Annotated in this window: 20 protein-coding genes and 1 pseudogene; 7 read left to right on the forward strand and 14 right to left on the reverse strand. The window is 71.9% G+C overall.

The window, feature by feature from the left end; translation table 11 throughout:
- From QQZ13_RS06555 to QQZ13_RS06565, 3 genes and pseudogenes are all read left to right on the forward strand, one after another.
- Positions 1-339: pseudogene (locus QQZ13_RS06555) on the forward strand (hypothetical protein); the annotation flags it as partial.
- 28 nt (positions 340-367) lie between these two features.
- The gene (locus QQZ13_RS06560) at positions 368-763 is read left to right on the forward strand and encodes a YrdB family protein (protein ID WP_284528260.1); all 396 of its coding nucleotides are present in this window, start codon (positions 368-370) and stop codon (positions 761-763) included.
- Positions 760-2151 (forward strand): FAD-binding oxidoreductase, encoded by a 1392-nt coding sequence (locus tag QQZ13_RS06565; protein ID WP_284528261.1) that lies wholly within the window; start codon positions 760-762, stop codon positions 2149-2151. Before QQZ13_RS06560 ends, QQZ13_RS06565 begins: the two co-directional genes overlap by 4 nt.
- A 1-nt stretch (position 2152) precedes the next feature.
- Here QQZ13_RS06565 and QQZ13_RS06570 read toward each other — a convergent pair whose 3' ends face one another.
- From QQZ13_RS06570 to QQZ13_RS06600, 7 genes are all read right to left on the reverse strand, one after another.
- The gene (locus QQZ13_RS06570; RefSeq protein ID WP_284528262.1) at positions 2153-2809 is read right to left on the reverse strand and encodes a hypothetical protein; all 657 of its coding nucleotides are present in this window, start codon (positions 2807-2809) and stop codon (positions 2153-2155) included.
- A gap of 30 nt (positions 2810-2839) precedes the next feature.
- On the reverse strand, positions 2840-3619 hold the full coding sequence (locus QQZ13_RS06575; protein ID WP_284528263.1) for a glucosamine-6-phosphate deaminase: 780 nt from the start codon (positions 3617-3619) through the stop codon (positions 2840-2842).
- The gene (locus tag QQZ13_RS06580) at positions 3612-4559 is read right to left on the reverse strand and encodes an ROK family protein (RefSeq protein ID WP_284528264.1); all 948 of its coding nucleotides are present in this window, start codon (positions 4557-4559) and stop codon (positions 3612-3614) included. The genes QQZ13_RS06575 and QQZ13_RS06580 overlap by 8 nt, the downstream gene beginning before the upstream one ends.
- Position 4560: 1 nt before the next feature.
- Positions 4561-5403: a carbohydrate ABC transporter permease gene (locus QQZ13_RS06585; RefSeq protein ID WP_284528265.1), complete on the reverse strand. Its 843-nt coding sequence runs from the start codon at positions 5401-5403 to the stop codon at positions 4561-4563.
- Positions 5400-6359 (reverse strand): carbohydrate ABC transporter permease, encoded by a 960-nt coding sequence (locus QQZ13_RS06590; RefSeq protein WP_284528266.1) that lies wholly within the window; start codon positions 6357-6359, stop codon positions 5400-5402. The genes QQZ13_RS06585 and QQZ13_RS06590 overlap by 4 nt, the downstream gene beginning before the upstream one ends.
- Before the next feature lie 149 nt (positions 6360-6508).
- Complete coding sequence (locus tag QQZ13_RS06595; RefSeq protein ID WP_284528267.1) at positions 6509-7789, reverse strand: extracellular solute-binding protein; 1281 nt, start codon at positions 7787-7789, stop codon at positions 6509-6511.
- A 95-nt stretch (positions 7790-7884) separates the two neighbouring features.
- On the reverse strand, positions 7885-9024 hold the full coding sequence (locus QQZ13_RS06600; RefSeq protein WP_284528268.1) for an ROK family transcriptional regulator: 1140 nt from the start codon (positions 9022-9024) through the stop codon (positions 7885-7887).
- A 196-nt stretch (positions 9025-9220) separates the two neighbouring features.
- On the opposite strand from QQZ13_RS06600, the gene QQZ13_RS06605 reads away from it, so the two are divergent.
- Positions 9221-10639, forward strand: a complete 1419-nt coding sequence (locus tag QQZ13_RS06605) for a L,D-transpeptidase (protein ID WP_284528269.1) — start codon at positions 9221-9223, stop codon at positions 10637-10639.
- Positions 10640-10658: 19 nt separating this feature from the next.
- A complete protein-coding gene (locus QQZ13_RS06610; RefSeq protein ID WP_284528270.1) occupies positions 10659-11636 on the forward strand; it encodes an acetylxylan esterase in 978 nt (325 codons plus the stop codon).
- 6 nt (positions 11637-11642) lie between these two features.
- Here the strand turns inward: QQZ13_RS06610 and QQZ13_RS06615 are convergent, their stop codons facing one another.
- Positions 11643-13859 carry an NADP-dependent isocitrate dehydrogenase gene (locus tag QQZ13_RS06615; RefSeq protein ID WP_284528271.1) on the reverse strand — a complete coding sequence of 739 codons (2217 nt, stop codon included), beginning with the start codon at positions 13857-13859 and terminating at the stop codon, positions 11643-11645.
- A gap of 172 nt (positions 13860-14031) precedes the next feature.
- Here QQZ13_RS06615 and QQZ13_RS06620 point away from each other — a divergent pair, with 172 nt between their 5' ends.
- Both QQZ13_RS06620 and QQZ13_RS06625 read left to right on the forward strand, forming a co-directional pair.
- Positions 14032-14484: a GNAT family N-acetyltransferase gene (locus QQZ13_RS06620; RefSeq protein WP_284528272.1), complete on the forward strand. Its 453-nt coding sequence runs from the start codon at positions 14032-14034 to the stop codon at positions 14482-14484.
- 342 nt (positions 14485-14826) lie between these two features.
- Complete coding sequence (locus QQZ13_RS06625; RefSeq protein ID WP_284528273.1) at positions 14827-15660, forward strand: type IV toxin-antitoxin system AbiEi family antitoxin domain-containing protein; 834 nt, start codon at positions 14827-14829, stop codon at positions 15658-15660.
- A gap of 117 nt (positions 15661-15777) precedes the next feature.
- Here QQZ13_RS06625 and QQZ13_RS06630 read toward each other — a convergent pair whose 3' ends face one another.
- The 6 genes from QQZ13_RS06630 to purN form a co-directional block, all read right to left on the reverse strand.
- Entirely contained in the window at positions 15778-17592 is a 1815-nt protein-coding gene (locus QQZ13_RS06630; protein WP_284528274.1) for an ABC transporter ATP-binding protein, read from the reverse strand.
- A complete protein-coding gene (locus QQZ13_RS06635) occupies positions 17589-19418 on the reverse strand; it encodes an ABC transporter ATP-binding protein (protein WP_284528275.1) in 1830 nt (609 codons plus the stop codon). Before QQZ13_RS06635 ends, QQZ13_RS06630 begins: the two co-directional genes overlap by 4 nt.
- Before the next feature lie 355 nt (positions 19419-19773).
- Positions 19774-20256, reverse strand: coding sequence for a methylated-DNA--[protein]-cysteine S-methyltransferase (locus QQZ13_RS06640; RefSeq protein WP_284528276.1), 483 nt, complete (start codon positions 20254-20256; stop codon positions 19774-19776).
- Entirely contained in the window at positions 20253-21743 is a 1491-nt protein-coding gene (locus tag QQZ13_RS06645; RefSeq protein ID WP_284528277.1) for an AlkA N-terminal domain-containing protein, read from the reverse strand. Before QQZ13_RS06645 ends, QQZ13_RS06640 begins: the two co-directional genes overlap by 4 nt.
- 189 nt (positions 21744-21932) lie before the next feature.
- Positions 21933-23537: a bifunctional phosphoribosylaminoimidazolecarboxamide formyltransferase/IMP cyclohydrolase gene (gene purH / locus QQZ13_RS06650; protein ID WP_284528278.1), complete on the reverse strand. Its 1605-nt coding sequence runs from the start codon at positions 23535-23537 to the stop codon at positions 21933-21935.
- Positions 23538-23570: 33 nt separating this feature from the next.
- Positions 23571-24164 carry a phosphoribosylglycinamide formyltransferase gene (gene purN / locus QQZ13_RS06655; RefSeq protein WP_284528279.1) on the reverse strand — a complete coding sequence of 198 codons (594 nt, stop codon included), beginning with the start codon at positions 24162-24164 and terminating at the stop codon, positions 23571-23573.
- Positions 24165-24245 lie beyond the last annotated feature (81 nt).

Genomic DNA, 24245 nt, shown 5'->3' on the forward strand with positions numbered 1-24245 from the left:
CCCACACCCACCCCGACACCGACGCCCACACCCACCCCGACACCGACACCCCAGCTGCCCGCGGGCATCCCGGATCTCGTCGGCTTCGACTCCGCGATCGCCGACGACGGGACGACGATCGTCTCCCTGTTCGTCGAGGGGCCCGCCGGCGCAACGGTCCGCGTGTGGTTCCCCGACGACGACCGGGTGACGCAGTCGGTGCTCGGCGCCGACGGCACCGGCACGCTCTCGTTCTCGCTCACCGACGAAGAGCTCACCGCCGGGGCGCGCGTCTCGATGGCCTACGTCGCCGGCGACCGCGTCGGCGAGGTCCTCACCCTGGTCGTCCGGCGAGGCTAGCGACGGTCCGAACGGTAGAATGGCCGCCATGGCCGAACTCCCCCACGTGCGCCCGGAAGCACCGGCGGAGCCTCTTCCCGCCGGCACCCGCGCGCCCCTGCACGCGATCGACGTGCTCGCCTTCGTGTGCGAGCTGTTCGCCCTGGCGACGCTCGCGCTGTGGGGGTTCACCGCCTGGCCGCTCCCGTGGAACATCGTCGCCGGCGTCGGGGCGCCGATCCTCGCGATCCTGGTGTGGGCGCTGTTCGTGTCGCCGCGCGCCGTCGTCCGCGTGCACCCGTTCGTGCGCGCCCTGGTGGAGCTGCTCGTCTACGCGGCGGCCACCATCGCCTGGTGGAGCATGGGTCACGCCTGGGTCGGCCTCGTCTTCGGTGTGGTCGCGGTCACCGCGGGACTCCTCGCCGGGCGCCGCCGGCTCGCATGAGCGAGCACGACGTCGTCGTAGAGCTGCGCAGGCAGCTCGGCGACCGCGTGGACACCGCGGCGGCCGCGCTGCGCGCAGCCCGCGCCGACAAGTCGGGCCATGTCTCGGCCGGTCCCCCGCTCGCCGTCGTCCACGCCGAGAGCGTCGCCGACGTGCAGGCGACCCTGCGCATCGCGCATCGGACGGGTACGCCGGTCGTCACCCGCGGCGCGGGAACGGGGCTCGCAGGCGGAGCCAACGCCGGGCCTGGCGAGATCGTGCTCTCCGTGGCGAGGATGGACCGCATCCTCGAGATCCGCCCCGACGACCTCCTGGCCGTCGTGGAGCCAGGGATCCTCAACGCGGCCCTGAACGCGGTGCTCGCCGAGCACGGGGTGTGGTGGGCACCCGATCCGGCCAGCCGGGCCATCTCGACGGTCGGCGGCAACATCGCCACCGGTGCCGGCGGGCTGCTCTGCGCCAAGTACGGGGTGGTGCGCGACGCCGTCCTCGGCGTCGATCTGGTGCTCGCCGACGGGCGGCTGCTCCGGCTCGGGCACCGGAGCGTCAAGGGGGTCACGGGCCTGGACCTCACGTCGCTCGTCATCGGGTCCGAGGGCATCCTCGGCGTGATCGTCGGCGCCACCCTCAAGCTCCGCCCCCGCGTGCCGGGCACGACGCGCACCCTGACCGCGGTCTTCCCCGACGTCCGCTCCGCCGCCGTGGCCGCAGCCGCGGTCACCGCGTCGGGGCTCCAGCCGGCGATCATGGAGCTGATGGACGCGCTGTCGCTGGCGGCCGTCCACCGGCTGCTGGGCCTGCCGACGCCGCCGCCCGACGCCGCTCAGCTGACCATCCAGGCCGACGGCGTCGCCGCCGACGCCGAGGCGGAGGCGATCGCCGGTCTCCTCTCCACCCTGGGAGGGCAGGTCGCCCTGGCAGCCGACGAGGCCGAGGGCGAGCGCCTGTGGGCGGTCCGCCGCGCCATGCACCCGGCCATGGAGTCACTGGGCACCACCCTCATCGAAGACGTGTCGGTGCCCCGCAGCAGGCTTCCGGAGATGTTCGACGAGATCGCCCGCATCGAGTCCGCCTACGGCATCCGCATCCCGACCGTCTGCCACGTTGGCGACGGCAACCTGCACCCGAACTTCGTCTTCGACGCCCCCGCCGGCGCGGATGCCGACGAGGTCGTCGTGCCGGCGCACATCTGGGCCGCCGCCGACGATCTGTTCCGCGCCGCGCTGCGGCTGGGCGGCACCCTGACCGGCGAGCACGGCATCGGCATCCTCAAGCGTCGCTGGCTGGCCGACGAGCTCGGCGACGATCAGTGGGAGCTCCAGCGCCAGATCGCGCGCGTGTTCGACCCCGCCGGCATCCTCAACCCCGGCAAGGTGTTCGCCGACTGACTCAGGCGCGCGGAGGGTAGACCGGCACCGTCGCGCGCGGCTCGGCACGCGACCCGAGCACGATCGCGAGGATCCCGAGCAGCGAGGGCACGACCACGGCCACCAGCGACGAGAAGGCGAAGAGGGTCAGCAGGGTCTCCTGATCGCCCGGCCGTCCGGCGATGGCGACCGCCGACACCTGCGCCAGCACTGCGGTGCCCACGACCGCCGCGAGTCCCCAGGCCGGTGCCCAGTTCCACGGCGGCGGCACCACGCGCGCGCGGCCGACCGCGACCACCGCGACCAGCGCCGCGCCGAACCGGACGGCGGCGTCCGCGTAGCCCCACACCGCGTACGCTCCGGGGTCGGCGTCGGAGTACGGGAAGACCGCCGTCAGCACCCAGATGATCGGCGTGATGGCGGCCAGCGCGATCAGGGCGGTCATCCCGGCCGGGCGCCGCGCGACGACCGAGCCGCGTCCGCCCAGCCCGAGGGCGAAGACGACCATCGACGCCGCGAAGGCGAGCATGCCGATCCAGGCGAAGACGGCGCCGCCGGCCCCGCCCGCCGTCACGAACCCGACGCTGCCGGTGATCAGAGGCAGCACCGCGCTGGCCAGCAGCAGTCCGCCGCCCCAGATCCACGCCGGCGTCGTCGCCGACCGACGGTCATCGGTCATGCCGTCGACTCTAGCGACCCGGCGCGACGATCAGAGCCCCTGCCAGGCCGGCTTGTTCGCGTAGGCGTACCGGTAGTAGTCGGCGTTGCGCAGCTGCGATGCGGCGGCCTCGTCGACGACGACCGTCACGTGCTCGTGGAGCTGGATCGCCGAGCCGGGGAGCGAGGAGGTCACGGGCCCCTCGACGGCACCGGCGATGGCGCGCGCCTTGCCCTCGCCGAAGGCGAGCAGGAAGAGGTGGCGTGCGGCGAGGATCGTCCCGAGACCCTGGGTGATGCAGTGCATCGGCACGTCGTCGACGGAGTCGAAGAAGCGCGCGTTGTCGGCGCGGGTCTGCTCGATGAGCGTCTTCACGCGTGTGCGCGACGCGAAGGAGGAGCCCGGCTCGTTGAACCCGATGTGGCCCGAGGTGCCGATGCCGAGGATCTGCAGGTCCACCCCGCCGGCGGCGGCGATCGCGGCCTCGTAGTCCTCCCCCGCGTGCTCGATCGTGGCGAGCGCGCCGTTGGGTGTCTGGATCAGGTCGGGATTCAGCCCCAGCGGCTCGACCACCTCGCGGGTGATGACGGACCGGTAGCTCTCGGGGTGCTGCGGGTCGATGCCGACGTACTCGTCGAGGGCGAACCCGCGCACGCGTGAGACGTCGACACCGGCCAGGCGCGGCCGCAGCGCCTCGTAGACGGGCAGCGGCGTGGAGCCGGTGGCCAACCCGAGCACGGCGTCGGGCCGTGCCGAGACGAGGCGGACGATCTCGTCGGCGACGAGGGCTCCCGCGTCGGCGGCGGTGGGGACGATGACGATCTCAGCCATGGGCGAGGGCCTCCTGTTCGTGGGCGGTCGCGCCGATCAGCGCGGCTCCGAGGGCTGCCGCCGGCGACCCCGCCGGCAGCAGTTCGATGCGATCGGGAAGGTGCAGCGACCGCAGGAACGGCGACGCCGCGGCGCTGGCTTCGAGCTCGCTCACCACGAGGTTCAGCATACGTTCGCCGAGCGCGCTCACGCCTCCCCCCAGCACGACGAGCTCGACATCAGCGGCGAGCACGAGCACCCGCACCGCCGCCGCCACCCCGTACGCCAGCCCGCGCCGCAGCTCGCGCGCGGCCGGGTCGCCGTCGTCGGCGGCGTCGAAGATGTCGCGCACGGGCAGCGCGCCGGGGCGCGCCCAGCGCTGGGCCAGGGCGCCCCCGCCGGCGAACGCCTCGATGCAGCCGCGCTGCCCGCACCGGCAGAGCGGTCCGGCGGGGTCGACGGAGATGTGCCCGACCTCGCCGGCGGCGCCGCGCGCGCCGCGCCACAGCGCGCCGTCGGTGACGAGCCCGGCGGCGATGCCCGTGCCGAGGTTCAGGTAGGCCATCGACGACGCGTGCCCCTGGGCGCCGCGCTCGACGCCGCGCAGCGCGAAGGCGCCCACCGCCGCGGCCTTGACGTCGTTCTCGGCGCGCACCGGCACCCCGAACTCCGGCCCGATGGCATCGCGCAGGTCGAGCTCGTCGATGCCGAGGTTCACGGCGTGCGTCACCCGCGCGGTGCCCGGCAGCACCTGTCCCGGCATGCCGATGCCGATCGAGGCGAACTCCACGGGCGCGCAGCCGACCTCCGCGGCGAGATCCGACACGGCGTCGACGAGGGTCGCCACGACCGCGTCCCGCCCCCATCCGGTGGGGCGCCGCATCCGGGCGACGATCTCGCCCGAGGACGCGACGACCACTGCGTCGGTCTTGGTGCCGCCGACGTCGAATCCGAGGCGCATGTCAGCCCTTCACCGCTCCCGACACGAGTCCGCTGGTCATCCGGCCCTGGACGATGAGGAAGAAGACGATCACCGGGATCGCCATCAGCGTCGACCCGGCCATCACCACCGCCCAGTCGGTCGCCTTCGTCGCCTGCACGAAGCTGCGCAGCCAGATGGGGAGGGTCTGGGTCTCCGGGCGCGTCATGATCACCAGCGCGAAGACGAACTCGTTCCACGCCTGGATGAACGCGAAGATGCCCGTGGAGACGAGGCCCGGGGCCAGCAGCGGGAAGGTCACGCGCCAGAACGCCTGATTGCGGCTGCAGCCGTCGATCATCGCCGCCTCCTCGAGGTCGGCCGGCACACCGTTCACGAAGCCGCGCAGCGTCCAGATCGTGAAGGGCAGCACCATCGCGATGTACACGGCCGAGAGGCCGACGATCGTGTTCAGCAGCTGCCAGCCGTCGAGCACGCGGAAGGTGGAGATGATCATCGCCTCGGCCGGGATCATCTGGATCACGAGGATCGCGATGATGAAGGTCTTGCGCGAGCGGAAGCGGTAGCGGGAGACCGCGATCGAGGCGAGGAAGGCGAACAGCAGCGCCGTCACCACCGTCAGCACGGTCACGGCGAGCGAGACTCCCAGCGCCGGCAGGAAGCCGCCGTCGTTCCACGCCGCCTCGAAGCTGCGGAGCGTGAACTCGTCCGGCCACAGGTGCGGGGTGTCGGTCTTGACCGCGGAGCCGGGCAGGAACGCCGTGTTCACCATCCAGTAGACCGGGAAGACCGAGCAGACGAAGACGACGATCGCGGCGGCGTTGAGGAGGACGCGACCTCCGGTGCGGCGCGTGCGCGCGTTCACAGTTCGTCCTCCGTCTTGAGCATCGTGCGGATGTAGTAGGCGGAGATGGCCAGCAGGATCAGCACGAGGATCACCGCGATCGCCCCTCCGGAGCCGAGGTCGCCGGTGGCCATCGAGACGCTGTAGATGTAGACGCCGATCGTGTTGGTGTCGGCGCGGACGCCGCCGATGGTCTGGAGCGCGTAGATCTGGGCGAACACCCGCAGGTCCCAGATGATCTGCAGGATGAGCAGCACGATCAGGATCGATCGCACGTAGGGGACGACGATCAGGCGGAAGCGCTGCCACCCGCCGGCGCCGTCCAGCGATGCGGCCTCCATGACCTCGTCGGGGACCTGCGTGAGACCGGCGTACGTCGAGAAGGCGACGAACGGGACAGCGCCCCACGTGATGATGATCGCGGCGACGGCGAAGAAGCTCAGCGGATCGCTCAGCCAGCTGTGCCCCTGCCAGCTCTCACCGGTGACCTGCGTGAGGAAGTAGTTGACCAGGCCGTACTCGGTGTCGAAGATCCAGCCCCAGACGATCGTCGCGGTGAGGGCGGGCATGGCCCAGGCCAGCAGGAGCCCGACCGACACGACCGTGCGCATGACCTTCCCGAGCGCCTTCATCATGAGCGCGATCGACACGCCGAGGACCATGGTGGCCGCCACACTGACGACGCACAGGCCGATGCTGCGGGCGAGGACCGTCCAGAACTCGGCGTCGCCGAGCACGCGGAGGTAGTTCTCGATGCCGATGAAGTCGGCGGGTGCGCCGAAGATCTGCTCGCGGCCGTACTCCTGGAACGACATGATCACGAGCTGGACGAGCGGCCAGCCGATGAACACGACGAGCATGATCAGCGACGGGATGAGCAGCGCGAGCGGGGTGGCGTCGAAGCGACGGCGGGGTCGCGGGGGCGGGGGTGATGCGGAAGCCGTCCGCTCAGCGGGAAGCGCGGTCAGGGCCGACACGGTCCTCTCCTTCGATGATCCGGGGGAAGTGTCTGTGTCTGGGTGGGCGCGCCGCGTGGCGGGCCCGGTGAGGGGGCTCGGGCGGATGTGCCCCGATGGTGCGGGGCGCTTCCCCCGGGGCGTGGAGACCCCGGGGGAAGCGCACGGCGTCAGCCGTTGAGGATCGACTCGATCTGGGTGTCGAGCTCAGCCGCGAGCGACGCGACGTCGCCGCCGCCTGCCACCTTCACGAAGAAGTCCTGCAGGAGGCCCTTCGCCTCGACGTCGGCCCACTTCGGGGACGCCGGGGTGAGCTTCGCGTTGGCGGCCGCTTCGGCGATCACCGCAGCCAGCTCGGGGGTCGCCGCGGCGACCTTGCTGCCGAGGCTCTTCTTGGCCGGGACGAGACCGCCGGCGGCCAGCAGGGACTGGTAGTCGTCGCTGAGCATGATCTCCAGCGCGCTCTTGGCGAGCTCGGGGTGCGCCGACTTCGCGGCGATGCCCACGTTGGAGCCGCCGGCGAACACCTGCGCGGCGCCGCCGTCCTTGCCCGGGAGGGCGAAGTAGCCGAGCGTGTCGGTCAGCGCCGTCTCCTTCTGGTCCTCGTCGGCGACGATCGACCAGTAGGCCCAGCTCGGGACCGACAGCGTGGCGGCCTTCTCGGTGCGGAAGGGCACCCATGCCTCGGTCTCGTCGCCGTCCTTCGCAGCCAGCGACGCCTCGGTCATGAGCTCCTGCACCTGGGTGAGGCCGGCGACGGACGCCTCGGAGGACAGCTGCGCGTCCCACGTGCCGTCGTCGTTCTGCACCGCGACCTCGCCGCCGTTCTCCCACACGAAGGGCAGCGCATTGTACCAGTCCTTGCCCGGGAAGTAGACACCCGAGACGCCGTCGAGGGCGTCGGCCAGCGCCACGCCGTTGGAGACGTACTCGTCGAGGGTGGTCGGCACCTCGACACCGGCCTCCTCGTACTGGGCGGTGTTGTAGAAGACGACGCGCGCACCCGAGTAGTACGGCGCCGCGTACAGCTTGCCGTCCCACGTGCCCGCCTCGACGAAGCCGTCGAGGAGGTCCGAGCCGCCGAGCTGCTCCTGGATGTCGGTGAGGTCGAGCAGCGCGCCGGCGGAGGTGAAGGCCGCCGCCTGGGTGTTGCCCATCTCGACGATGTCGGGGCTGTCGCTGGAGGAGAGGCTCGTCGTGAGCTTGTCGACCAGACCGGTCCACTGCTGCTCCTCGATGACCAGCGTGCTGCCCGGGTTCTCGTCGGCGAACGTGTCGATGAGGTAGTCGCGCGCCTCCTGGGGCGTGTCGGTGCCGACGAGCCACACGCGCAGCTCACCCGGCTCCGGCGTGCCCGCGGACGTGGGCGTCGTTGCTCCGCCGCCCGCGCAGCCTGCGAGAACGACAGCCGAAGCGCCGAGGAGCGCCACGGCTCCGAGCTTCTTGTTCATGGTGTCTTCCTTCGTTATCTCTTGGTGTTCCGGAGGGATCGGGCGACCCGTCCGGAGGCGGGGTCGGCGACCCCACCCGAGGGTGGTGCAGGGTGTCAGGACACCCCGAGTTGTCCCGACAGGACCATGACGGCCGCGCCGCGGAGGACGATGTCCTCGCCTTGCGCCGTCATCCGCACCTGCACGCCGTCGTGGAACCGGGCGAGCGTGCGTGCGCGGAGTGTCTCGACGGTCGCCTGCGCCAGCGCGCCGTCGAGAAGTTCGAGGGGGCCGGAGAGGACGATCTCCGACAGATCGAGGGCGCCGACGATGGGCGCCAACGCGATGCCGAGGCGTTCGCCGGCATCGCGCAGCGTCGCGTCGCGGCCGGCGTCGTCGACGGCGAGCCTCCTCTCCAGCGACGGGACCGACAGCCACGCCTCGAGGCAGCCGACCTTGCCGCAGACGCACTCCGGTCCCCCGTCGGTGCCGACCGTGACGTGGCCGATCTCGCCCGCGGCGAAGCGGCTGCCGCGCATGGGCTGTCCGCCCGCGAGCAGGCCCGAGCCGACGCCTCGGCCCACCCGCACGAGCAGGACGTCGTCGGGCGCGCCGCCGAACGTGTACTCGGCGAGGACCGCGGCGTTCGCATCGTTGGCGACCAGCACGGGCAGACCGAGCTCGCGGGAGAGGACGCCCTCGAGATCGACGCCCGTCCAGCCGAAGTTCGGCGCGGCCAGCACGATGCCGCGGTCGTCCACGACGCCCGGGGTGCCCACGCCGACGCCGAGCACCGGCGCGTGCGCATCGGCGACGAGGTCGCGGGCGAGCTGCGTCACGACGCCGAGGATGTCCTCGCGATCGGCGGGCACGGCCACGTCGTGGCGCGCCACGATCTCGCCGTCGAGGGTGAGCACCGCGCCGAGGAACCGGTCGGTGTTGGAGAGGTCGAGGCCGACGATGCGGTGGCCCTCGCGATCGAGGTCGACCAGGATCGCGGGCTTGCCGGGGCCGGACGCCTCGCGGGTGCCGCGCTCGGCGACGTAGCCGTCGGAGATCAGCTCCGCCACGAGGTCGGAGATCGTGACCCGCGTGAGGCCGGTCTCGCGGGACAGGTCGGCGCGGCTCATCGCGCCCTGGTGGAAGAGCGTCTGCAGCACGAGCGAGCGGTTGTGGGCCCGCGCGTGCTCGGGGAGCACCTTGGTCACCTGACGCAGCACGCGACCGCCGAAGGAGCGCGTCTCAGTTCCGGTCATGTTTGTTAGTACACCTTACGAACACCTCCCCCGCAAGGAGTTCGGTGAATTCGGCAGGACCATTTACAAAACTGTTACATTCGCGACTCATGGGGTGACGACGGCGTCGCGGCCGGCGCCGTCGCGCGCCCGCTCCGGCCCGCACGCGCCGTCGCGTACCATGGAGGGGCGCTGCAGCGCGAATTCTCTCGTGGGGGTGACCGTGACCGATACGTCGTCGACCGCGACCGTGTCCGCACCGGACGCCGCCGCACCGGCCGTGCAGTGGGCCCCCGCCGAGCCCCGTCCGAAGCGCGCGCGCTGGGGACTGAGGATCGGGGTCCCCGCGGGCGTCGTCGGCGTCGTGGCCGTGGCCGCCTCCCTCGTCCTCATCGCCCCCGGCACGGCCGTCGCCGGGGTCCCGGTCGGCTTCCTCACCGCCGGAGCCGCGAGCGACGCCATCGCGCAGCGCCTCGCCACCACGACGGTGACCCTCGGCGAGGGCGGTCCGACGCTCACCGGCGCGCAGCTCGGCGCCATCGTCGACTCCGGCACCCTCGCCGGCCAGGCCTACCACGACCGTCCCCTCTGGAACGTCAGCCAGTGGTTCGGCGACACCGCCGACGCCGAGATCGCCGTCGACGCGACGACGGCGATGGCCGCCCTGCAGGCAGCCGCTCCCGACCTGTTCACCGCTCCCGTGTCCGCCGAGGTGTCCTTCACCGGCAGCGCCTACGAGCTCACCCCCGCCGTCGACGGCGAGGGGGTCGACGTCGCCGTGGTCGCCGAGGCGCTGCAGGATGCCTTCTCGTCGGGCACCGCGGACGTCGTCGTCGATCCCGTCCTCGTGCCCGTCGAGCCCGTGTCGACGACCGCGGAGGCCCAGGAGGCCGTCGACCGGCTCAACGCCATGCTCGGCGACATCGGCTTCTACGTCGGAGCGGAGCGCACCGTGCCCGTGAGCCCCGCCGAGGCCGCATCCTGGCTGAGCATCGGCACCGACGAGTCCGGGGCCTTCACGATCGCCGCCGACCCCGCCAAGATCCAGGTGGCGGTCGACGCTCTGGACATCGACCAGGAGGTCGTGGACGGCACCGTCGTGGTCAACGCCGCCGGCGACGTGCTCCGCGACATCGTGGCGGGCCAGGACGGCCGGGTGCTCGGCGACACATCGGGTGTCGCGGCCGCCTTCGCCGCCCAGCTGGCAGAGGGCTCCGCAGCCTTCGAGCTCCCCGTCACGGTGACCCCGCAGAAGACGACGGAGCTCGAACGGCTGCTCGAGGTCGACCTCAGCAGGCAGCGCCTGTACCTGAAGGAGAACGGGAAGGTCGTCGACACCTGGCTGATCTCCAGCGGGCGACCGGGAGCGGTCACCTACCCCGGCCACTTCTCGATCGGCTGGAAGACGGCGTCCCAGGACATGCAGGGCACGGCCCGCGACTCGGGCAAGAAGTACACGCAGGAAGACGTCCCGTGGGTCATGTACTTCAACGGCAACCAGGCGTTCCACGGCGCGTACTGGCACAACAACTTCGGCAACGTCATGAGCGCCGGCTGCGTCAACATGCCGCCCGCGAAGGCGAAGATGATCTACGACTGGTCGCCCGTCGGAGTGGACGTCTGGATCCACGCCTGACCGTCGATAGTGTGGCGGGGTGCCCCGCTTCGACCTGAGCCTGCCCGAACTCGAGGACTACTCCCCCGTCGTCCGCGAACCCGAGGACTTCGACGACTTCTGGCGCGAGACCCTCGCCTCGTCGCGTGCGCAGGCGAGCCCGGCGACCCTCACCCCGCATGCGACGCCGCTGAGCACCGTCGATGTGTTCGACGTCACCTTCTCGGGCTTCGCGGGCGATCCCGTCAAGGCCTGGCTGACGGTCCCCCGCGGCGCCTCGGAGCCGCTCCCCGCCGTCGTGGAGTACCTCGGCTACGGAGGCGGTCGCGGCCTCCCGGTCGACCGTCTGTTCTGGTCCGCCGCCGGATACGCCCACCTGCTGATGGACACCCGCGGCCAGGGCTCCGGCTGGGGCTCGGGCGGGCACACCGCCGACCCCCACGCCACCGGCCCGTCCGTGCCCGGCTTCCTCACCCGCGGCATCGAGGACCCGTCCGCGTACTACTACCGGCGGGTCTTCACCGACGCCGTGCTGGCCGTCGACGCGGTCCGCGGCCTCGACATGGTCGACGCTTCCCGCGTGGCGGTGACCGGCGGAAGCCAGGGAGGCGGCATCGCCCTGGCCGTCGCCGGGCTCCGCGACGATCTCGTCGCGGCCATGCCCGACGTGCCGTTCCTGTGCCACTTCGAGCGCGCGGTCGGGATGACCGGCTCCGACCCGTATCAGGAGGTCGTGCGCTACCTCGCCGTGCACCGGGATGCGCAGGAGCGGGTGTTCTCGACGCTGAGCTACTTCGACGGCGTGAACTTCGCGCGCCGCGCCTCGGCCGCGGCGCTGTTCTCCGTCGCGCTCCTGGACCCGATCTGCCCGCCCTCCACCGTCTTCGCCGCGTTCAACCACTACGCGGCGAGCGACCGCCGCATCGAGGTCTACACGCACAACGAGCACGAGGGCGGCCTGGCGTTCCAGCTGCTCGCGCAGGCCGAGTTCCTCGCGTCGCGGACGGTGCGGGAGTAGCGCGTCCTACAGCGCGTCGATGATGCCGTTGAGCGTCGCCGACGGCCGCATGACCGCAGCGACCTTCTCGGTGTCGGGGTGGTAGTAGCCGCCGATGTCGACGGGGTTCCCCTGGACCGCGAGGAGCTCGGAGACGATCGTCTCCTCGGCGGCGGCGAGCTTCTCGGCGATCGGCGCGAACGCGGCGGCGAGCTCGGCGTCCGCGGTCTGACCGGCCAGCTCCTGGGCCCAGTACAGGGCGAGGTAGAAGTGGCTGCCGCGGTTGTCGATCGTGCCGAGGGCCCGGCCGGGCGACTTGTCGTTCTCGAGGAAGGTGCCGGTGGCCGCGTCGAGCGTGTCGGCCAGGACCTTCGCCTTGGCGTTGCCGGTGTACTCGCCCAGGTGCTCGAACGACGCCGCGAGTGCGAAGAACTCGCCCAGCGAGTCCCAGCGCAGGTAGTCCTCCTCGACGAGCTGCTGCACGTGCTTGGGGGCGGACCCGCCCGCGCCGGTCTCGAACAGGCCGCCGCCGGCCAGGAGCGGGACGATCGAGAGCATCTTGGCGCTCGTGCCGACCTCGAGGATCGGGAACAGGTCGGTGAGGTAGTCGCGCAGCACGTTGCCGGTCACCGAGATGGTGTCCAGGCCGTGGCGCATGCGCGCGAGCGTGTAGCGGGTGGCCTCGGCCGGCGAGAGGATCGAGATCTCCACGCCGTGCGTGTCCATCGTCGCCAGCGCCTGGTAGACCTTCGCGATGATCTGCGCGTCGTGCGCGCGGTTCACGTCGAGCCAGAACACGGCCGGCGAGCCGGTGGCCCGGGCACGCCCGACGGCCAGGCGCACCCAGTCGACGACGGGCAGGTACTTGGTCTGCGTCGCGCGCCAGATGTCGCCCGTCTCGACGTCGTGCTCGATGACGACCTCGCCCGAGCCGTCGACGATCTGCACGACACCCGGGGCGGCGATCTCGAAGGTCTTGTCGTGGCTGCCGTACTCCTCGGCCGCCTGGGCCATGAGACCGACGTTGGGCACCGTGCCGATGGTGGCCGGGTCGAGCGGGCCGTTGGCGATGACGTCGTCGATGACCGCCTGGTAGACGCCCGCGTACGACGAGTCGGGGATGACGGCGATCGTGTCGGCCTCGCCGCCGTCGGCGCCCCACAGCTTGCCGCCGTTGCGCACGAGCGCGGGCATCGAGGCGTCGACGATGACGTCGGACGGCACGTGCAGGTTCGTGATGCCCTTGTCGCTGTTGACGTAGGAGAGGCGGGGGCCGTCGGCGAGGCGCTGTGCGAACGCGGCCGCGATCTCCTCGCCCCCCTCGACCTCGCCGAGCCCGGCGAGGATCGCGCCGAGGCCGTTGTTCGGCGTGAGCCCGGCCGCGGCGATGCGGTCGCCGAAGCGGTCGAAGACGTCGCCGAAGTACGACCTGACGACGTGGCCGAAGATGATCGGGTCGCTGACCTTCATCATCGTCGCCTTCAGGTGCACCGAGTAGAGCACGTCGTCGGCGACCGCCGTCTCGAGCGTGTCGGCCAGGAAGGCGTCGAGGGCGGCGGCGGAGAGGAACGTGGCGTCCACGATCTCGCGCGGGAGCACCTTGAGGTTGTCCTTCAGCACGGTCACCGTGCCGTCGGCGGCGACGTGACGCACCGTCAGCACGTCGTCGTGCGCCGCGACCCAGGACTTCTCGTTGCTGCGGAAGTCGTCGTGGCCCATCGTGGCGACCCGCGTGCGGGAGCCCTCGGCGAAGGGCTTGTTGCGGTGCGGGTGCTTGCGCGCGTAGTTCTTGACCGACAGGGGCGCGCGACGGTCGCTGTTGCCCTCGCGGAGAACGGGGTTCACCGCGGAGCCCTTGATGCGGTCGTAGCGGGCGCGGATGTCCTTGTCCTCGACCGAGGCCGCGTCGTCGGGGTAGTCCGGGATGTCGTAGCCCTGCGACTGCAGTTCGGCGATGGCCGCCTTCAGCTGCGGGAGCGAGGCCGAGATGTTCGGCAGCTTGATGATGTTCGCCCCGGGCAGGGTCGCCAGGCCGCCGAGCTCCGCGAGCGCGTCGCCCACTTGCTGCTCCGGCGTGAGCCGCTGCGGGAAGGCGGCGAGGATGCGCCCCGCCAGGGAGATGTCGCGGGTGTCGAGCTCGACGCCCGCCTGCCCCGCGAAGGCCTGGACGATCGGCAGGAACGACGCGGTCGCCAGAGCCGGGGCCTCGTCGGTGTGGGTGTAGATGATGGTGGAGTCGGGCACGGGTGTATCTCCTGATGAGCGTCTGTAGGGCGTCTGAGCGGCGTCTGGAGGGGCGTCACGGCATCGCCGCCCAGCCTATCGCACGCGCGGAAAGTATCTCGACGTCGAGATATCTCGACGTCGGCGGAGAATCGGGAGTGCGGCACACCCGTGCGGCAGGTAGCCTGGGCCCATGACCGAGCTTCGCCTGGTGGAACTGTCGGCCGCGACCATCGTGGCCGTCAACGCGATGTCTCTGAAGCCCGGCCAGGAGCAGTTCCTCGCCCCCACGAGCTATGCCGTCGCGGCCGCCGTCATCAATCCGGCCACGGCCTGGCAGCGCGTCGTCCTGGACGACAACGAGGTCGTGGGCTTCGTCAGCGCGAACTTCGACCCCGAGGCGCCGCAGGAGCACTTCCGCTCCGTGCTGTGGCGCATCAACGTCGACGCCGACGACCAGGGCCGCGGTGTCGGGCGCTTCGCCGTCGAGCGCCTGCTCGACGAGGCCCGCAGCCGCGGCATGGACCACATCGACGTCATCTACGAAGCCGGCGAGGGAGGACCCGAGGCGTTCTTCCGCCGCGTCGGGTTCACGCCGGTGGATGAGACGGAGTACGGCGAGGTCGTCGCCGAGATCCGCCTGTAGCACCCCTCCCGCCTCCTTCCCGCAGCCGTGGGAGTCCGACCGGCGGCGAGACCTCGTATACCCTCCCCCATCGGGGTCTCGCCGCCCTCGTCCGCGCCTGCATCCGGACGCCGCCACCGGACGACGCCACCGCACGCCGCCACCGGATTCGGAGAATGCGAGCGGATTCGGGGCCTCGGGCGCCGGGCATCCGAATCCGGCGCGATCATCCGAATCCGCTCGCGCGAGGTGGGCGGCCCGGGCGACCGCGGCGCCTCCTCCCGAGCGACGCGAGCGTGGCCGCTGTGCACGAGCGGCGGCGGACCGGGACGAACCCCGGGCCCGCGACGCGACCCTGGTCGGATGGATCTGAACGCGTGGGTCGCTGCCCGTGGCGGGATCGTGCACCGCAGCGACATCCTCGACCGCGGAATGAGCGCACCGGCCCTTCGCCGAGCGATCGTCGACGGCGCCGTCCGGCGGGTGCGGCGGTACTGGGTCGCCGTGCCCGACGCCCCGCCGCAGCTGGTGGCGGCCGCTGAGGCGACCGCGCGTCTGGCCTGCGTCTCGGCCGCGCGCCACCACGGCTGGTGGATGCCGCCCGAGGTGGACGACCGGCTGCACCTCCACGTGCGTCCCCATGCCGAGGGCGCTCGGGAGGCCGGCGTCGTCCGCCACTGGACCGTCCCGATCGGCGCGCTCCATTCCCGCCTCCTCGTCGAATCCGTCGAGGACACCCTCCAGCACCTCGCGGACTGTCAGCCGCGGGAGACCGCCCTCGTGCTGTGGGAGGATGCTGCCCGGTCCGAGAACCTGCCGGCCGATGTGCTCCGACGTGTCGCGTGGCGCTCGCCGCGCGCGCGGGAACTGGCGTCGGTCCTCACCGGCCTCATGGACTCGGGGCTCGAGACGGTGTTCGTCGACCGGCTCCGCCGCTGGGATGTGACCGTGTGGGTGCAGGTCGGGCTCGCCGGTCACGACGTCGACGCGGTGATCGACGGCTGGCTCGTCGTCCAGCTCGACGGCTTCCGCTATCACTCGTCATCGGCGGAACGCACGCGCGACCTCGCGCACGACCGGGAGCTCGTGGCGCGCGGCTACACGGTGCTGCGCTTCTCATACTCCGAGGTCGTCTACGGATGGGACCGCGTGGAGCACGCGATCGCCCGCGCTCTCGCGCAGCGCCGGCGAGCCTGATCGTCCGACGGGATTCGGAGGTCGTCACCGGATTCGGAGCCCAGGGTGAGGGGGCTCCGAATCCGGCGCGATCATCCGAATCCGCTGACGCGGCGGACGGCGGAGGCTACGACGATCTCAGACCAGCGACTCCCGCCACGCGGCGTGCAACTGCGCGAACTTGCCGGTGCCGGCGATGAGCACCTCGGGACGGTCGTCCTCGATGATGCGGCCGTGCTCCATGACCAGCACGCGGTCGGCGATCGCCACCGTCGAGAGGCGGTGGGCGATGATGATCGCCGTCCGGTCGGCGAGAAGCGTCTGCAGCGCCTGCTGGATCTGACGCTCGGACGGGATGTCCAGCGACGCCGTCGCCTCGTCGAGGATCAGCACCGCCGGATCGGCGAGGAACGCCCGCGCGAACGAGATCAGCTGCCGCTGTCCCGCCGACACGCGACCGCCGCGCTTGTTGACGTCGGTGTGGTAGCCGTCGGGCAGGCGCTCGATGAACGCGTCGGCGCCCACCGCGCGTGCGGCGGCGCGGATCTCATCGAGCGTCGCGTCGGGCTTGCCGAGCGCGATGTTGTCGGCCACGGTCCCGCTGAACAGGTACGCCTCCTGCGTGACCATGACGATCGCGCGGCGCAGGTCCTTCGGGTGCAGGGACCGCAGATCGACGCCGTCCAGGGTGACCGCGCCCTTCGAGGGATCGTAGAAGCGCGACACGAGCTTGGCGAGCGTCGACTTGCCGGCGCCGGTGGTGCCCACGAGGGCGATCGTCTGCCCCGCCGGGATGTCCAGCGAGAAGTGCGGCAGGATCGTGCGGTCCTCGGAGTAGCCGAACGTCACGTCGCGGAACTCGACGTGTCCCCGGGCGGTCCACAGGTCGACCGGCTCGCGCGGGTCGGGCACGGTGGGCTCCTCCTCCAGCACGCCGGAGACCTTCTCGAGCGCGGCGGTCGCGGACTGGTACGAGTTCAGGAAGAACGCGATCTCCTGAAGCGGCGAGAAGAAGTTCCGCACGTACAGCACGGCCGCCAGGAGCGTGCCCACGAGCATGGCCCCGTCGGCGACGCGGATGCCGCCCCACAGCAGCACCAGCGCGACGGACACCGAGGCGACCGCCATCATCGCCGGCTCGAAGATGCCGAACAGCTTGATGGAGCGCAGGTTGACGTCGCGGTACTGGCTGGACAGATCGCCGAACTCCTCGTCGTTGCGCCCTTCCTTGCGGAAGGCCTTGACGGCGCGGATGCCGGTCATCGTCTCGACGAACTTGACGATGACCTTCGCGCTGACGACCCGCGACTCGCGGTAGACGCGCTGGGAGTTCAGGTAGAACCACCGCATGACGAACCACAGCGGGATGCCCATGACGAGCAGGATCACGCCCGAGTGCCAGTCGAGCAGGAGCAGCGCGATGAGCGTGAACCCGCCGTAGAGCACGCCGGAGACGAGCTCGTTGAGGCCGCCGTCGAGCAGCTCGCGGATCGAGTCGAGGTCGCTCGTCTGGCGCGAGATGATGCGGCCCGACGTGTAGGACTCGTGGAACTCGAGGCTCAGGCGCTGCGTGTGGAGGAAGATCCGCTTGCGCAGGTCCAGCATGACAGCCTGGGTCAGCCGCGCGGCCACGACCGCGTACCACCCGATGAGGGCGGCCCCGCCGATGCCGGCCGTCAGGTAGACGAGGACGACGACGGCCGTCGGCATCCAGTCGCCCTCGGACAGCACCTTCGGCAGTGCCTGGTTGATGCCGTACGCGATGAGCGCGGGGCCCGCCACGCGCAGCGCCGTCGAGACGACGAGCACGGTGGCGGCGAGCACGAGCTGCGGGCGCAGCGGGCGCACGAGCGAGCCGAGGAGGCGCAGCGATCGCTGACGGATGGAGCGCGACTCGGCCCGCGTGTAGTCGGAGCGGTCTTCGCCGCTGGTGCCGGTGACCGTGGTGCTCACAGGTTCACCTCCCTTTCGCGGATGCGGGATTGTTCGTCTTCGAGGCTGGAGATCACGTGGCGGTAGTGCTCGCTCGTGCGCAGCAGCTCGGAGTGGGTGCCGACGGCGGTGATGCGCCCGTCCTCGAGGAGCGCCACGCGGTCGGCGAGCGTCACGGTCGAGGGGCGATGGGCGACCACCAGCGCGGTCGTCTCGTGGAGGACCTCGCGGAGGGCGTCCTCGACGAGCGCCTCGGTGTCGACGTCGAGCGCGGACAGCGGGTCGTCGAGCACCAGCACGGCGGGGCGGGCGGCGACCGCGCGGGCGAGGGCGAGGCGCTGGCGCTGACCGCCGGACAGCGACAGCCCCTCCTCGCCGATCACGGTGTCGGCCCCGTCGGGCAGGTCGTCGACGAAGGCCGCCTGGGCCACTCCGAGCGCCTCGCGCATGACGGCCTCGGCCTCGTCGGAGCCTGCGGCCAGGTCCTCGCGGCCGAGCAGCACGTTGTCGCGCACGGTCTGCGAGAACAGCGTCGCGTCCTCGAAGGCCATGCCCACCTGGGTGCGCAGCTCGTGCAGCGGGAGGTCGCGCACGTCGACCCCGTCGAGGGTCACGCGACCGGCGGTCACGTCGTACAGGCGCGCCGGCAGCGTCGTGAGCGTCGTCTTGCCCGAACCGGTGAGGCCGACCAGGGCCATGGTCTCGCCGGGGAGCAGCTCGAGGTCGATGCCGTCGAGCAGGTCGCGCTCGGTCTCGGCGGCGTCCTGGTAGCGGAAGTGCACGCCCTCGAACCGCAGCGCGCCCCGCGTGCGGGCGAGTGCGACGGGCTGCTCGGGGTCGACGATCGTGTTCTCCTCGTCGAAGACCTCGAAGATGCGGTCGGTGGCCGTCCGCGCGTCGAGGAGGAACGAGAAGAGGAAGCCGATCGACTCCATCGGCCAGCGCAGCACGGTGGCCATCGCGAAGAAGGCGACGAGCTCGGCGATCTGCAGCTGGTCGGTCTGGATGAGGAGGATCCCGACGCCCAGGCACAGTGCGAAGGCGATGTCGGGCAGGAGCACGAGCCAGAACCAGATCCAGCCGATCGCCCGCGCCTTGCTCAGCTCGGTCTCGCGCAGCGTCTCGGCCTGGCGCGTGAACTTCTGCAGCGCGTGCTTGCCGCGGCCGAAGGCCTTCAGGACGCGGATGCCGTGGACCGACTCCTCGACCGAGGTGGCGAGGTCGCCGGCCTGGTCCTGGCTCTGCCGGGCCAGTGTGCCGTACGTCTTCTCGAACCGGTAGCCGGCGTACCACAGCGGCGCGCACACGATGAGGAACGTCGTGCCGAGCAGCCAGTGCCAGCGGAACAGGAGCGCGGCGCCCACGAGGATCGTCAGGACGTTGACGACGAGCAGCACGAGGCCGAACGCCATCCAACGGCGCATCATGCTGATGTCCTGCATCATGCGGCTCAGCAGCTGGCCGGACTGCCACTTGTCGTGGAACGACACCGGCAGGCGCTGGAGGCGCTCGTAGAACCCGGTGCGCAGGTCGTACTCGACCTTGGTCGCGGGCGCCATGACGAAGAACCGCCGCGCCCACACCATCAGCGCCTCGAGGAGGCCGAGCACGAGGACGGCGACGGCTCCCCAGGTGAGCTGGGTGAGGTCGCCGGACGAGATCGGTCCCTCGACCACGACCTCGAGCACGAGAGGGATCGACAGGGCCAGCAGGCTCGCGATGAGCGCACTGACGGCGCCGAGCACGAGTCGCGGGAGCACGGGCTTGGCGAAGGGGTAGAGCCGGGCGAGCGCCCGGGGGGTGGACAGTCGTGGCGACGTGGCGGGTCTCTCGGTGGAAGAGGTCATGATCCTTGAGGAGTGGTGGTGGAGCGGATGCCGAGGACGGCGAAGAGGGGGTCGGAGGCACGCGGAACTCCGGCAGGCGTAGCCATGCCGGTCAGAACGCGGGGAGGAGGCGACACCTTCCCGCGGAGGTTCCCGGGGAGGTGCGCTCCGCGACGTGGCGGAGCGGGGTCTCAGTACCGGTCGCGTCCGGCGACGGCGAGGATGGCAGACGGCTTCGTGGCGAAGATGGTCCGGAACATGATTCCTCCTCGAGTCGGCGACAGGGACGCTGTCACGTCGGCGAACGACGCGACAGCCCTCCAGCCTATGCCTGAGAATTCGCTGAGCGCAACACCTTCTTCGGCATCCGTCCGGATCAGTGCGCCTCGCGCTCCAGCAGGCGTCGCTTGACGTCCACGCCCCACGCGAAGCCGCCGAGGGTGCCGTCGCCGCGCAGCACGCGGTGGCAGGGGACGAAGAGGGCCGGCGCGTTGCGCGCGCAGATCGATGCGGCCGCACGGACGGCGCTGGGCCGGCCGAGTGCCGCGGCGAACCCGGTGTAGGTCAGCGGCTCCCCCGGCGCGATGCGCCGCAGGGCCGCCCATCCGGCGAGCTGCAGGGGGGTACCGGACTGCGCGACCGCCACTTCGTCGATGGCCCGCAGGTCGCCGGCGTAGTACGCCGCCGCCGCGGCGGCCGCTTCCGTCCGACCCTCGCGCACCTCGGGACGTGCCGTCAGTCGTGCGAGCACCGCCTCGGGCTCGGCCGTCCACCCCGAGGCGAGCACGCGCTGCTGCTCGTCGACGAGGAGGGTGAAGGCCCCGTCGGGCGTGTCGATGGTCTCGATGAGGGCGGTCATGCGCTCTTCCTGTTCTGATCGGCCGCGCGCCACAGGTGCGCGGTGAGGTAGCTGCGCCAGGGGGCGGCGCGGACGGCCCAGCTGTCGAAGCCGCGCGGGTCGGAGGGGATGCCGACGGCGGCTGCCCCCGCGCGCACGGCGACGTCGCCCGGCAGGGTGATGTCGGGATCGCCCAGCACGCGCATGCGCACGTAGTCGGCCGTCCACGGCCCGATCCCCGGCCGCGCCAGCAGCGCCGCACGCTGCTCGGCGCCGTCGTCGGCCGTCGTCAGCGAGAGCTCGCCGGCGGCCAGTGCCGCTGCGGCCGAGGTGATCGCCCGGATGCGCGCACCCGGGCCGCGGAGCACTTCGGCGCCCCGCTCGGCGATCGCCGTCATCGTCGGGAACAGGCGGTCGGTGCCCTCGAAGGCCTCGACCCGCTCGCCGAGGGCTTCGGTGAGGGCGGTCAGGGCGGTCCGGGCGGCGACGACCGTGATCTGCTGGCCCACCATCGCGCGGATCAGCATCTCGTGGGGGTCGGCCGCCCCCGGGACCCTGATGCCGGGGAGCGCGGCGACACGGGGGGCGATCTCCGGATGCGCGGACAGGGCCGCGTCGACGGCGACGGGATCGGCGTCGAGGTCGAACAGCCGCCGGGTGCGCGCGACGAGCGGCGCGAGGTCGCGCAGCTGCGTCAGCCGGGCCCGCAGGCGCACACGGCCCGACGGATCCACGCGCAGCTCGAACCAGGCCGGCCCGCCCTCCAGGCGCAGCGTGCGGGCGAACCGGTCGGCGGCGCCGACCTCCGCTCCGCTCACGGCGCGCGCCGCCATCCAGGAGAACAGCCCCGGGGCGTCCAGCGGGCCGCGGTGGGGCAGGACGAGGTCGATCGCCCCGGCGGCGCCACGGCCCGCTCCCCCGGCGGCGCGGCGGGACCGCAGCTCGATCGGCGTGAGGCCGAAGACCTCGCGGATGGTGTCGTTGAACTGGCGGACGCTCGCGAACCCGGCCGAGAACGCGACGTCGGCGGCGGGAAGGTCGGTGCCCACCAGGAGCATGCGCGCCGTGTGCGCCCGCTGGGCCCGGGCGAGGGCGAGCGGGCCGGCGCCGAGCTCCGCGGCGAGCAGCCGCGTCAGGTGACGGCTCGAATACCCCAGGCGCGCGGCGAGACCCGGGACCCCCTCGCGCTCGACGACGCCGTCGGCGATGAGCCGCATGGCGCGCGCCGCGGTGTCGCCGCGCAGGTTCCACGCCGGGGATCCGGGCGCGGCCTCGGGAAGGCAGCGCTTGCACGCGCGGTAGCCCGCCTCGTGCGCGGCCGCCGACGTCGGGTAGAACGTCACGTTGGAGGGCTTGGGGGTGCGCGCCGGGCACGAGGGACGGCAGTAGATGCCGGTGGAGCGCACCGCGGTGACGAACTGCCCGTCGAAACGCGCGTCGCGCGCGTCGATCGCGCGATAGCGCTCGTCGAACGTCGCGCTCGTCATCGTGATCCCCGGACCGTTCATGCCTCCACTCTCGCACGCGCCGGCGACACCGGCTCGCGGGAATCGGACATCACGATGCGCCCCGCCGTCGCGGCGGATTCGGAGAATGCGCCCGGATTCGGAGGGGCGGAGGCCCGGCATCCGAATCCGGCGACGATCTCCGAATCCGGGGCGCAGCGGACGGCGAGAACGCCGTGCGGACGCCGACGGTCAGTGGAAGAAGTGGCGCTCTCCGGTGAAGAACATCGTGACGTTCGCCGCGCGCGCCGCGTCGATGACCTCCTGGTCGCGCACCGAGCCGCCCGGCTGGATGATCGTCTTGATCCCGGCGTCGATGAGCACCTGCGGGCCGTCGGCGAAGGGGAAGAACGCATCGGAGGCGGCGACGGATCCCGCCGCACGGTCGCCGGCGCGCTCGACCGCGAGGCGGCACGAGTCGACGCGGTTGACCTGGCCCATGCCGATGCCGACCGTCGCCGAGCCCTGCGCGAGGACGATCGCGTTGGACTTCACGGCGCGGCACGCCTTCCACGCGAAGATCATGCCCTCCAGCTCACCGGGCGCGGGACGCTCGCCGGAGACGAGCTGCCAGTCCTTCGCGACGGACTCGATCTCGTCGGGGAACCGGTCGGCATCCTGCAGGAGCAGGCCGCCGGAGACCAGGCGCACGTCCATGCGCTCCTGCTTCCAGTCGGCGGGGAGGCGCAGGACGCGGAGGTTCTTCTTGAGCTTGAACACCTCGAGCGCCTCGGGCTCGAAGTCGGGCGCGACGATGACCTCGGTGAAGATGTCCCGCAGGTTCTCGGCCATCTTGAGCGTCACCGTGCGGTTGGCCGCGATGACGCCGCCGAACGCCGACACGGGGTCGCACTCGTGCGCCCGCAGATGCGCGGACGCGATCGGGTCGAGGGCGTTGGGGGCGCCGATGGCGATCCCGCACGGGTTGGCGTGCTTGATGATGGCGACGGCCGGCTTGACCAGGTCGAAGGCGGCCCGGAGGGCGGCGTCGGCGTCGACGTAGTTGTTGTAGGACATCTCCTTGCCCTGCAGCTGCGTCGCCTGCGCGATGCCGTGGCCGCCCAGGCGCGTGTAGATGGCGGCGCGCTGATGCGCGTTCTCGCCGTAGCGGAGCGTCTCGAGGCGCTCGGCCTTGATCGTCAGGTGCTGCGGCAGCTCGTCGGAGGCGAGGGTCTCATCGGCGAACCAGGTGGCGACGGCGCGGTCGTACTCGCAGGTGTGGGCGAACGCGCGCGCGGCCAGGTCGCGGCGCTGCGCGAGGCTCGTGCCGCCGTCGGCGACGGCCGCGACGATCGCGGGGTAGGACTCGGGCGAGACGACGATCGCGACGTTGGCGAAGTTCTTCGCCGACGCGCGGACCATCGCCGGTCCGCCGATGTCGATCTGCTCGACGACGGCGTCGCCCTGGGCCCCCGAGGCCACGGTCTCGGCGAAGGGGTAGAGGTTCACGACGACGAGCTCGAACGGCTCGATGCCGAGCTCCGCGAGCTGGGTCTCGTGGTCTTCGAGACGCAGGTCCGCCAGCAGGCCGGCGTGGACGCTCGGGTGCAGCGTCTTGACGCGGCCGCCGAGGGACTCGGGGAATCCGGTGATCTCCGACACGTCGGTGACGGCGATCCCGGCCCCCCGCAGCAGCGCCGCCGAGCCGCCGGTGGAGAGGATCTGGACCCCGGCCGCGGCGAGCGCCTCGGCGAGCGGCAGCAGCCCCGTCTTGTCGCTGACCGAGATCAGGGCGCGGCGGATCGGGACGATGTCGCGCGGGCGGTAGAGGGCAGGGTCGATGGTCGGTCCGGCCATGGGGGCTCCTGTTGTCGCGATGATGGGCGTCGTTCAGTGGGTGTCGTAGGTCGTCAGGTCGAGCTCGCCGGTGGCGATCCGCCGGACGACGTCGATGAGCAGCCGCCGCTCGACGGGCTTGATCCGCTCGTGCAGGCTGTGCTCGGTGTCGCCGGGAAGCACCGGGACGCGCTCCTGGGCGAGGATCGGGCCGGTGTCCACGCCGCTGTCGACGACGATGACGCTGGCACCGGTCTGGGTCGCGCCCGCCGCCAGCGCGTCGCGCACACCGTGCGCTCCGGGGAACTCGGGCAGGTAGGCGGGGTGGGTATTGATGAGCCGCGGCGCCCAGGCGTCCACGACGGCGGGCGGCAGCAGCCTCATGAGGCCGCTCAGCACCACGAGGTCGGGGCGCCACACCGACAGCTGCTCGTGCAGCTCGGCGCCCCAGTGCTCACGGGTCTCGAACTCGCGGAACGGCACCATGATCGTCGGGATGCCGTAGGCCTCCGCGTGGGCGAAGCCGTCGGCTTGGCGATCGGCGCCGACGACGACCACCCGGGCGGGGAAATCGGGGTCGCTCGCCGCCTCCAGCAGGGCCCGAAGATTCGAACCCGCGCCCGAGATCAGCACGGCGAGGGTCAGCACCGGCTCAGTCTACCGGCGGCGACGTCTGCCCCGTGGCCGCCGGCGGCACCGCGGACGACCCGTCGCCGCGCGGGGCCAGCA

The organism is Microbacterium sp. T2.11-28, assembly GCF_950097975.1.
GTDB lineage: Bacteria > Actinomycetota > Actinomycetes > Actinomycetales > Microbacteriaceae > Microbacterium.